Consider the following 9,649-nt stretch of genomic DNA (forward strand, 5'->3'; position numbering starts at 1 on the left):
CACGGGAATATCTGCGGCAGCGGGCTTGTAATGGGTTAAGTGATAACAGATGTCTGGAAATATAGGGGCAAATCCAAGCGGCTTTTTCGCCGAGATATTTCCTTGTTAACTCTGGGGAAATGCCATCTGAGTTCACACAAATATACGGGTCGCAAACAACGCCGCACGTCGGAGATTGAAGTCCGCCAGCGTCATGTCCAGACGCCATTGATGAGAACATCATCCCCACACCTGACAATCCGATATAAATAATACGCATCATATTCATAGCACATCCTGATAATCCAACCGTACAACACTTATGCTCATTTCGTCATCAATCCGTAATCAAAACCGCTGACCTGGACGAGTTACGATGACCTGACAGAAGTATCAGACGTCTTCTGCGGTTTCTATGATAGAGCAATTCTGTGGCGGATATTAAGATAACGGGTATCTGTTCTTTAATGATGCTGCAAAAAATGGAAAGTTAAGAAAGCCTGGCGTGGTGAAAAAATACACTTGCCTCAATACTGGATATTTAAACAGGTCTGGAGATGCTGTCACGATTAGGGTGCGGAAAAAGGAAGCGTAAATAAGAAGAATCAAAAGTACGACGGCAATGGGTTGATTGACAAGGGTATTTTTTAAGCTATGAATCAGCGCCATTTATCACAGAATAGACTTTTACTCTGAATAAATGGGAGGGTGACTTGCCTCAATATAATCCAGACTATAACATGCCTTATAGTCTTCGGAACATCATCGCGCGCTGGCGATGATTAATAGCTAATTGAGTAAGGCCAGGATGTCAAACACTCCAATCGAGCTTAAAGGCAGTAGCTTCACTTTATCTGTGGTTCATCTGCATGAGGCAGAACCTAAGGTTATCCATCAGGCGCTGAAAGACAAAATCGCTCAGGCCCCCACATTTTTAAAACATGCCCCCGTTGTACTCAACGTCAGTGCACTGGAAGACCCGGTAAACTGGTCAGCGATGCATAAGGCGGTTTCGGCAACCGGTTTGCGGGTTATTGGCGTAAGTGGCTGCAAAGATGCGCAACTTAAAGCCGAAATTGAAAAAATGGGGCTGCCTATCCTGACGGAAGGAAAAGAAAAAGCGCCACGTCCAGCTCCCGCACCGCAGGCTCCAGCGCAAAATACAATGCCGGTCACAAAAACGCGTTTAATAGATACCCCGGTGCGTTCCGGTCAGCGTATTTATGCTCCACAATGTGATCTGATTGTTACAAGCCACGTTAGCGCTGGGGCCGAATTGATTGCCGATGGGAACATTCATGTCTATGGCATGATGCGCGGTCGTGCGCTGGCAGGGGCAAGTGGTGACCGGGAAACGCAAATATTTTGTACGAACCTGATGGCGGAATTGGTGTCCATCGCAGGTGAATACTGGCTGAGTGATCAAATCCCAGCAGAATTTTATGGCAAAGCGGCGCGACTGCAGTTAGTCGAAAACGCTTTGACCGTTCAACCGTTAAATTGATCCCTTTTTAACAAGGAATTTCTATGGCACGCATTATTGTTGTTACTTCGGGTAAAGGGGGTGTTGGTAAGACAACCTCCAGCGCGGCCATCGCCACTGGTTTGGCCCAGAAGGGAAAGAAAACTGTCGTGATAGATTTTGATATCGGCCTGCGTAATCTCGACCTGATTATGGGTTGCGAACGCCGGGTCGTTTACGATTTCGTCAACGTCATTCAGGGCGATGCAACGCTAAATCAGGCGTTAATTAAAGATAAGCGTACTGAAAATCTCTATATTCTTCCGGCATCGCAAACACGCGATAAAGATGCCCTCACCCGTGAAGGGGTCGCCAAAGTTCTTGATGATCTGAAAGCGATGGATTTTGAATTTATCGTTTGTGACTCCCCGGCAGGGATTGAAACCGGTGCGTTAATGGCACTCTATTTTGCAGACGAAGCCATTATTACCACCAACCCGGAAGTCTCCTCAGTACGCGACTCTGACCGTATTTTAGGCATTCTGGCGTCAAAATCACGCCGCGCAGAAAATGGCGAAGAGCCTATTAAAGAGCACCTGCTGTTAACGCGCTATAACCCAGGCCGCGTAAGCAGAGGTGACATGCTGAGCATGGAAGATGTGCTGGAGATCCTGCGCATCAAACTCGTCGGCGTGATCCCAGAGGATCAATCAGTATTGCGCGCCTCTAACCAGGGTGAACCGGTCATTCTCGACATTAACGCCGATGCGGGTAAAGCCTACGCAGATACCGTAGAACGTCTGTTGGGAGAAGAACGTCCTTTCCGCTTCATTGAAGAAGAGAAGAAAGGCTTCCTCAAACGCTTGTTCGGAGGATAAGTTATGGCATTACTCGATTTCTTTCTCTCGCGGAAGAAGAACACAGCCAACATTGCAAAAGAACGGCTGCAGATTATTGTTGCTGAACGCCGTCGCAGCGATGCAGAACCGCATTATCTGCCGCAGTTGCGTAAAGATATTCTTGAGGTCATTTGTAAATACGTACAAATTGATCCTGAGATGGTAACCGTACAGCTTGAGCAAAAAGATGGCGATATTTCTATTCTTGAGCTGAACGTGACCTTACCGGAAGCAGAAGAGCTGAAATAAGCCCGCTGTAAAAACGCATTTATCTTCAAGGCAGAGTCATTTCTGCCTTGAGTTTTTCATCCCTCTCATCCACGTTGTGGTAAAGCGGCGAGTATTCTTGCTGATACTCCTCATTGCTATTTCCACCTCCCCCTTTACACCTTAAGGCTGTTCCCACGCACAGAACAAAATGTTTATGCCTGGTTGAGTAAATAACCATGTTATTAGTGTGTATATACTGGGAGATGATAACCCCGCAATTTCATTATTCATTGTTCTCCCATAGGATGAGGTTTCCCGCCGTAACTGGCGGGCTTTTTTTGCCCCAGAATTTTCTCTTTCAACATCCTGTAAACGAAAACTGCGCCGAAGCGCAGTTTAATCGTTGATGGTCAGAACGACCAGTTCACACCAGCCACCGCGTTCCACGGGGACTCCACACCGGCACCATGGCTATACCCCACCCCGAAATGCCCGCTTAACGTACTGCTGAATGAGGCTTTAATACCTGCCTGGTATATTCCACGTCTGCCCGACAAATCATTGACAAAATTACCGTCACTATTCACTTTCACCCGATTATCATCGACAAATTCTTTGCGCACAGCCGCCTTCAGGCAGGGTTCAATTTCCATACCGTTCCCCAGACGCATGTTGTAACTCAGCGTTGCACCCAGTTCACGATATATACTGCGGGTATCGACTGATTTCGATTCCATGCCATTGGATAAATGATAGTAGCGTCTAAGTGACCTAAGCTCTGCTGCAACATCAGCCCGCAGGCACCAGACCAGGGGATTCATCCTGAAGAGACAGCGCAGGTGTATTGTGTTCACCGCTCACCAAAGACATCATGATGAAATGATGATATCCCGCATAAGAAAGAGGCATTTTTTACACGCAGTGCGCTGAAGTGTAGTTGGATAAAAAATCACTCTTTTCAGATAATACTGTCGTACGCTTATCTTTAGACAATGAGGCCGTCGGAAAAATAAAATGACTAATGTAATCGTTGCTGATGAATATCTTCTGCTCACATAAAAATCACACAATAATATTGATAAATCAGATTATCTTACCTTTACAACATTGCGTTAACAGTCAATGACACTTCTTGAATAAAAATATTGTCAATCAATGAGTTATTCCTCATTTAAGATTATTCTCATTCACGTAAAAAACATAATTCCTATCATCACAGCCACGCTCATTTTGAATTATCTGAATAATAGCGAGCGTTCTTTAGTTAAGCAGATCTTAATTGAAGACGAAATTATTGTGTGTGCAACTTACTTAATACCGGACATCTAAGTTGAAGAAAAAAATACTTGCCTTCGGGCTTATCTCAGCATTGTTCTGCTCCACGCCAGCGATAGCGGATATGAACCGCACCACGAAAGGTGCATTGCTAGGCGCAGGCGTTGGTTTACTTACTGGCAATGGTGTTAATGGCGTACTGAAAGGTGCAGCTGTTGGCGCTGGTGTTAGTGCAGTAACAGAAAAAGGCCGCGACGGTAAAAATGCGCGTAAAGGTGCAAAAGTGGGTGCCGCCGTTGGTGCTGTCACTGGCGTTCTGACCGGCAATGGCCTCGAAGGGGCGATTAAAGGTGCCGTGATTGGCGGTACGGGTGGTGCAATTCTGGGTAAAATGAAATAAGGAATGATGATGAAAAAATTTGCTTTACTGGCGGGCCTGTTTGTTTTCGCACCAATGACCTGGGCGCAGGACTACAATATTAAAAACGGTTTGCCGTCAGAAACCTATATTACTTGCGCAGAAGCCAACGAAATGGCAAAAACTGACAGCGCACAGGTTGCAGAAATTGTTGCGGTAATGGGTAATGCCAGCGTTGCCAGCCGTGATTTAAAAATTGAGCAATCTCCGGAACTGAGCGCCAAAGTGGTAGAAAAACTGAATCAGGTTTGCGCTAAAGACCCGCAAATGCTGTTGATCACGGCAATTGATGACACCATGCGTGCTATCGGCAAAAAATAATATTTCATATGTACCGCGTCGATGAATACGACGCGGTTTTTTAGCTAACGGCGGGATCAGAACTTATATTTCAGGCCCACCATCACTGCGGTGTCATTGTAGCCATTATCACCCAGCTGCACGCCCACATTCCCCCAGACGCTGGCCGCTGGATTCAGGTTGCCATTTACGCCAAGTTTAATTTCCCCCAAATTACTCACCCCATCTTGTTCGACTTTCACACCGTTCATTGAGACAGCAAAATCTTTACTGTTATGGATCCAGTTCATTTCAACAAAAGGTTCAAAGTCGTCACCGTGCGGACCGCTGTTTTTCTCCTGAGTACGAATAAAGGTGCGGAAGCCGAGTCGGGTCTGGATGTTGTTATTTGCGTCATTCTCAATACGTGAGCCATTGGCTTCCGTGTGCGCATTATGATCGACGCCCATCCAGATAGCCTGTGCCTGTGGCTGGAAGATCCACGTATATTTCGCCGCTTCCAGACCAAAGGATTTATTCAGGGCAAAACCGTAACCCGCTTCCAGCGAGACGGTTGCACCTTTCGCGCTATAGGATTCATAGGCTAATTCATCCCCTTTCACGGAGTTTTTAAACCAGCTATATTGCGCCCAGGAGTCAATGTATGCGCCTTTTTTACTGATGTCATCGGCAAACCAAGTGGCATACAGCCCTGCGCTATAGCCTCTGACACTCCCTTTCGAACGATAATCCGACACGCTGGAATGAGTTAAGTTGTAGTCGCGGGCATAACCAGCCATCACTCCCAAACGCCAACTGTCACTATCGGTAAAACCACCGGTTAACAGATCGCCCCCTAACTGCGAGACGTAGCGATGCGAGGTCGTTCTCAACTGTCCGTTGCTGTCACGCCAGGCATTATGCCCGCCAATTTGACGTAGCCAAAGTCGGCTTGAACGCTCCTGTTCAGTTACAGGATCGATGTAGCGCGTTTCACCCGCACGGTCGTTCAGACGCATAACAAAAAGAGTGTTAGCGGCTGCCAGGTTGGCGACGTAACTTCCAGCTTCGGGGCGCAGGACGGGGGTAGGCGCAACAGTAGGCGCTGAACTTCCTCCGGAGTTTGTTTCACCGCCGCTCGTTGCCTGGAAGTTAGTCAGATACCAGTTTTTATTGGTCGCTTCGGTATTACCTCGGGTTAATGAATATTCGTAGGCACCGGCGAAAATCCTCGAATCCTTAATAAATTCCCCATTTGATTCCCCCTCAACGCTGATAATCTCTATCCCATTTAACGTGTAAGCTCCGCTGCCTCCTGCATTGGTAACTTTAACTCGGGTTGTTCCAGAGGTATTTCCATTAATAACGACTTTATCCGTAGCTGAATTATCATCATCCAATTCAGTTCTGAGATGCAATACGCCATTATTACCAACGTAATTTTCAGTTATTGTTAATCTTGTTGGTTCGACATCCCGTCCATCTGCCCGGGAAATATAGACCGTACTATTATCAACCGTGAGGTTGCTCACCGTTGAGTCAGCTTTAATATCCCAGGTACTATTATCTGAAAGCGACAGATAGGTATGAGTGTTATCATCTGTTGAAATATTAGCTGAACCCGTTATTTTTGAATTAGTTGCATCGACGGTCAAATGACCTTTAATATTATTGATAAAAACATCTGCAGCCGATGATACCTCACTATCCGTAATGGTCACGTTACTCGTCTCATCTTTATGGTAGAGGATTTCATTTGCTGACCGTAGTGAGCTACCAGATAAAATATCTACCGTTGCTTCCTGACCATTTATGGAAGACTCCAGCACAATTCCAGACCCCTGATGCGCGACTGCAGATGTATTTTTCAGCGTCACCGTGCCGCCATTATAAATTTTAGCAATCGCGGCGTCAGGACCCGTTGTATAAATTTCTCCCTGGTTAAATGAAACTGTCCCCTGGCGGGCAGCGATGGCATGAGCATTGTCCCCATGCGTGGTGATATCAACATCGGTTAATGTAACGCTGGCATTGGTATAATCAAGCGTGTCACCAGCCTTGACGACAGTGCCATTAGCGTACGCGGCATAACTTTCTGTTCCGTGGGTTGTGATCTCCCCTTTTGCCATATCCAGTTTTGCTATGGCATTATTTTCATTACTTCCTGTATCGGCAGTACTTTCTTCATCAAGAGAAGATACACACGCACACGCGCTTCCGGGAGATGCACACGCAAGAACGCCGACTGCGTGATTACCCGCAGTAACAATAAATGTATCATCTCCGTCAGAAAAAGAGGGGGTAACCGAACCGTCAGAGTTGACTCTTATTATGGTGTCAGTATTCAGGTTTCCACTCGTTTGACTTAGCAAACCAATTGAGTAATCCCCCGTTGTGACAATCGTGTTTTTACCCTGCAAAATAACAGCACCGCCAAATTCACTTACGATTGCGCTAGCTGTTAATGCTGGGCTTAGAGGACTATTGTCAGAAGGATATAAACCGCCCGTTGTTACAATGACGCCATTGTTAATGGTTAACTTACTACCCTCTCCTGCAACGGATACCCGTAACTTCCATTACCCGTTGTTATAACTAGCGCATTATCAATATCTTTTACTTTTCCATCTTTTATTGCCACAGCATGTTTATATTCATCGTGCTGAATAAACTGTTCAGCATATGCATTACCCACCGCCAGAGCAATAAGTCCCAAACTAAACCCGGGGAGTTTTTTCAGTTTCATAGATTAACTATCCATTCATTGGATTAACAAACATTCCTGGTCAAATAACCTATGAGCTCAGATTACCAAAACGGAGGGTAAAGACAAAAACAAAAGCACAAAAAATTTAAATAGATAAACAGCGACAATATATAAATGATAAATAAGTCGGCATTATCATTTTTCACCTTATTTTCATGACATTGATCACTTTGGGGTGACTATTTTGTTTAACAAATAACTCTTCGACATCAAAATTATTAATAGTTGCCATGGTAATTATTTCGGTGATATATAAAAACAACTGTGATAACACCAAGGTTGACAACTATTTGCGCAATAATTCCTTTCCTTCAATGATCCAGGCGTTCACTGCCAGCAACCCATTCAGCCGCATACTGACAGTGAGAAACTGAAAGATTATTGCTGATCCCTGTGGCTAACGAGTCTTTCTCTTAAATCGATTAACCAGATTGATCGCCAGCCAAACAAGGGCATTAAGCAAATTTATCGTCACAAGCACTTCTCCCAGCCCGGTACTGGGTTTTGCAATAAGGATGACCAGGAGGGTGATCAGCATAAATGCAATGGAAAAGATGATATAGAGAGTGAAATAATCCAGATTATTACTATTATTCATGCTACTAATGGCAATCCTGTCAAAACTTTCAAACAATTATAGCAAACAAAATAATGAACAATAGTAACAAGAGGCAACGAGCTAATTAGCTGTCTATAATTACACCGCACTATGGCCTTACTGATCAATTTTCACTCAACCACAACCTTCACCTTCGGTTTAGAAAGGATAATTTTGACCAGGTCGATGTATGTAACAGGTTTATAGAAATAATAACCCTGCTGAAATGTGATATTATTTTGGTTCAGATAGCCAAGTTGTTCTTTCGTTTCGACACCTTCAGCGACGATACTGATCGAAAGTTTACGCGCCAGATCCAATACACAATCCAGAATTCGGGTTGATTCTGGGTCTGCGTTTACGCGGCCAACGAAACTGTGATCAATTTTGATATAATCAATATGCAGGTCATGAAGATAAGAAAGCCCTGAGTAGCCAGTACCGAAATCATCCAGCGCGATGACAAAACCATTTTCATGCAGAATGTTCAACCGCTGAACCAGACTTTCATCAACATTCAATGGCTCACGCTCGGTGACTTCCAGAACAAGGTTTAAATCGCGGCGGGTAAAACTGTCACGGAAATTTAAACACTCGTCGACAAACGTCGGCGAAATAATATGCGAAGCGCTAAAATTAATTCCAATATGAAAACCTTCCGGCAGTTTACTCGCGATAGCGTTCATCTGTCTGGCAACCTGATTCATCAGGCTTTGTGTAAGCGGAACGATTAATCCGGATTTTTCAGCAAGTGGAATAAATGCCGCGGGTGAAATATATCCACCGTGAGGTTGTTTCCAGCGGGCTAACACCTCAACTCCCCGCAATGTCCCTTCCCGACCATTTACCACAGGTTGGTAAAAAGGGACGATCTCCCCATTATTTATTGCCCGTCGCAGGATCTCTTCAGGCGTTGCGCTTTTATTGAAATATCTATCAAGCAGGAAGGCAGCGGCGCTGGCGATTAACAGAATAAATATTAAAATCCCAAAGCCTTTATCGATAAGTCTGTAGAAGCTAAAGAGTGGCGGCGGGTTAAAGATAATAGTGAAATGATATTTTGTGGAGTGAACCTTCTCGGTATAGGGATAATGTCCATTAAGCGTCATCACATCAGCCGTTGGTCCAATAATGTCATCCGCCACGCGTAATACATACCTTACCCCTTTCAAGGGTACATTAAGCGCCCCGCGAATATGTTGATCACTTATCGTAACCAAAATGCGCGTATCTGCAAATTGGCTCTGATAGAGCAGGATAGGTAATCTATTAACGGTGTCGATTGCCGGAGCCAACAGTAAATTACTGTCCGGGACAACAGGAATACGAGACAGCAGGACCCGATTCCCAGGCAGGGATGTACACCAGACTATTCCCTGTTTGAGAATGATGATTGTGCGCAGGTGAGGTTTCAGAGCTGCTTCAGTGCCAAGCTGATATTGCTCCTCGAGGTCGCATTCCTTCCCGGCAATGTTAACCGCTGTTTGAGTCGCCTGTGACGCTTCTTCAAGTATATGATTGATATTGTTGGCGGCATATCTTGCTCCCGCCAGGTACTCTGCTTTTGCGGAATACCAGAGCTGGATGTTCAAAATAGCGACACCGGTAATAAACAAGCATATCGCAACGAGGATGGGTATGAGTGTATTGCGCATTTGCTTGTCCCGGCCAAAGGGTTTAATACATGAAAATGGGTAATGCTGCCAACTTACTGATTTAGTGTATGATGGTGATTTTAAGGTGCTTGCGTGGCTTCCATTTC

General features: G+C 45.1%; 12 protein-coding genes and 2 pseudogenes. 6 read left to right on the forward strand and 8 right to left on the reverse strand.

Features of this window, described 5'->3' with window-relative positions:
* Window positions 1-268: YcgJ family protein (locus ABZJ92_RS18790; RefSeq protein ID WP_250543926.1), on the reverse strand; the 268-nt coding region annotated here is incomplete at its 3' end.
* Between the two features lie 519 nt (window positions 269-787).
* Here ABZJ92_RS18790 and minC point away from each other — a divergent pair.
* The 3 genes from minC to minE are packed head-to-tail and all read left to right on the forward strand — an operon-like array spanning window position 788 to window position 2,589.
* Entirely contained in the window at window positions 788-1,483 is a 696-nt protein-coding gene (minC, locus tag ABZJ92_RS18795; protein WP_005047937.1) for a septum site-determining protein MinC, read from the forward strand.
* Between the two features lie 23 nt (window positions 1,484-1,506).
* Window positions 1,507-2,319 (forward strand): septum site-determining protein MinD, encoded by an 813-nt coding sequence (gene minD / locus ABZJ92_RS18800; RefSeq protein WP_000101055.1) that lies wholly within the window; start codon window positions 1,507-1,509, stop codon window positions 2,317-2,319.
* A 3-nt stretch (window positions 2,320-2,322) separates the two neighbouring features.
* Window positions 2,323-2,589, forward strand: a complete 267-nt coding sequence (gene minE / locus ABZJ92_RS18805; protein ID WP_001185665.1) for a cell division topological specificity factor MinE — start codon at window positions 2,323-2,325, stop codon at window positions 2,587-2,589.
* A 371-nt stretch (window positions 2,590-2,960) separates the two neighbouring features.
* On the opposite strand, the pseudogene ABZJ92_RS18810 reads toward minE, so the two are convergent.
* From ABZJ92_RS18810 to ymgJ, 3 genes and pseudogenes are all read right to left on the reverse strand, one after another.
* A pseudogene (locus tag ABZJ92_RS18810) lies at window positions 2,961-3,305 on the reverse strand (autotransporter outer membrane beta-barrel domain-containing protein); the annotation flags it as partial.
* 34 nt (window positions 3,306-3,339) lie between these two features.
* Entirely contained in the window at window positions 3,340-3,459 is a 120-nt protein-coding gene (locus ABZJ92_RS18815; RefSeq protein WP_001131446.1) for a hypothetical protein, read from the reverse strand.
* The gene (gene ymgJ, locus ABZJ92_RS18820) at window positions 3,420-3,605 is read right to left on the reverse strand and encodes a protein YmgJ (RefSeq protein ID WP_014532223.1); all 186 of its coding nucleotides are present in this window, start codon (window positions 3,603-3,605) and stop codon (window positions 3,420-3,422) included. Before ymgJ ends, ABZJ92_RS18815 begins: the two co-directional genes overlap by 40 nt.
* Before the next feature lie 100 nt (window positions 3,606-3,705).
* Here ymgJ and ymgI point away from each other — a divergent pair, with 100 nt between their 5' ends.
* The 3 genes from ymgI to ABZJ92_RS18835 are packed head-to-tail and all read left to right on the forward strand — an operon-like array spanning window position 3,706 to window position 4,564.
* The gene (ymgI, locus tag ABZJ92_RS18825; RefSeq protein ID WP_000122462.1) at window positions 3,706-3,879 is read left to right on the forward strand and encodes a protein YmgI; all 174 of its coding nucleotides are present in this window, start codon (window positions 3,706-3,708) and stop codon (window positions 3,877-3,879) included.
* Between the two features lies 1 nt (window position 3,880).
* Entirely contained in the window at window positions 3,881-4,225 is a 345-nt protein-coding gene (locus tag ABZJ92_RS18830) for a YMGG-like glycine zipper-containing protein (protein WP_000726971.1), read from the forward strand.
* Window positions 4,226-4,228: 3 nt separating this feature from the next.
* Window positions 4,229-4,564 (forward strand): YmgD family protein, encoded by a 336-nt coding sequence (locus ABZJ92_RS18835; protein ID WP_000979977.1) that lies wholly within the window; start codon window positions 4,229-4,231, stop codon window positions 4,562-4,564.
* Between the two features lie 56 nt (window positions 4,565-4,620).
* On the opposite strand, the gene ABZJ92_RS18840 is transcribed toward ABZJ92_RS18835, so the two are convergent.
* The 4 genes and pseudogenes from ABZJ92_RS18840 to ABZJ92_RS18855 all read right to left on the reverse strand — a co-directional run bounded on the left by ABZJ92_RS18840 (window position 4,621) and on the right by ABZJ92_RS18855 (window position 9,542).
* Window positions 4,621-6,942: an autotransporter outer membrane beta-barrel domain-containing protein gene (locus ABZJ92_RS18840; RefSeq protein ID WP_011110579.1), complete on the reverse strand. Its 2,322-nt coding sequence runs from the start codon at window positions 6,940-6,942 to the stop codon at window positions 4,621-4,623.
* Between the two features lie 116 nt (window positions 6,943-7,058).
* On the reverse strand, window positions 7,059-7,268 hold the full coding sequence (locus ABZJ92_RS18845) for a hypothetical protein (RefSeq protein ID WP_005047951.1): 210 nt from the start codon (window positions 7,266-7,268) through the stop codon (window positions 7,059-7,061).
* Window positions 7,269-7,667: 399 nt separating this feature from the next.
* A pseudogene (ymgF, locus tag ABZJ92_RS18850) lies at window positions 7,668-7,887 on the reverse strand (cell division-associated protein YmgF).
* Between the two features lie 131 nt (window positions 7,888-8,018).
* Entirely contained in the window at window positions 8,019-9,542 is a 1,524-nt protein-coding gene (locus tag ABZJ92_RS18855; RefSeq protein ID WP_001246473.1) for an EAL domain-containing protein, read from the reverse strand.
* Window positions 9,543-9,649: the final 107 nt, after the last annotated feature.

It is taken from the genome of Shigella sp. FJ200513, assembly GCF_040495915.1.
GTDB lineage: Bacteria > Pseudomonadota > Gammaproteobacteria > Enterobacterales > Enterobacteriaceae > ECMA0423.

Excerpts from the sequence above, each read along its gene's own strand:
- minC (WP_005047937.1), top strand. The coding sequence starts at position 788 with ATGTCAAACACTCCAATCGAGCTTAAAGGCAGTAGCTTCACTTTATCT.
- minD (WP_000101055.1), top strand. The coding sequence starts at position 1,507 with ATGGCACGCATTATTGTTGTTACTTCGGGTAAAGGGGGTGTTGGTAAG.
- minE (WP_001185665.1), top strand. The coding sequence starts at position 2,323 with ATGGCATTACTCGATTTCTTTCTCTCGCGGAAGAAGAACACAGCCAAC.
- ABZJ92_RS18815 (WP_001131446.1), bottom strand. The coding sequence starts at position 3,459 with ATGCCTCTTTCTTATGCGGGATATCATCATTTCATCATGATGTCTTTG.
- ymgI (WP_000122462.1), top strand. The coding sequence starts at position 3,706 with ATGAGTTATTCCTCATTTAAGATTATTCTCATTCACGTAAAAAACATA.
- ABZJ92_RS18835 (WP_000979977.1), top strand. The coding sequence starts at position 4,229 with ATGATGATGAAAAAATTTGCTTTACTGGCGGGCCTGTTTGTTTTCGCA.
- ABZJ92_RS18845 (WP_005047951.1), bottom strand. The coding sequence starts at position 7,268 with ATGAAACTGAAAAAACTCCCCGGGTTTAGTTTGGGACTTATTGCTCTG.
- ABZJ92_RS18855 (WP_001246473.1), bottom strand. The coding sequence starts at position 9,542 with ATGCGCAATACACTCATACCCATCCTCGTTGCGATATGCTTGTTTATT.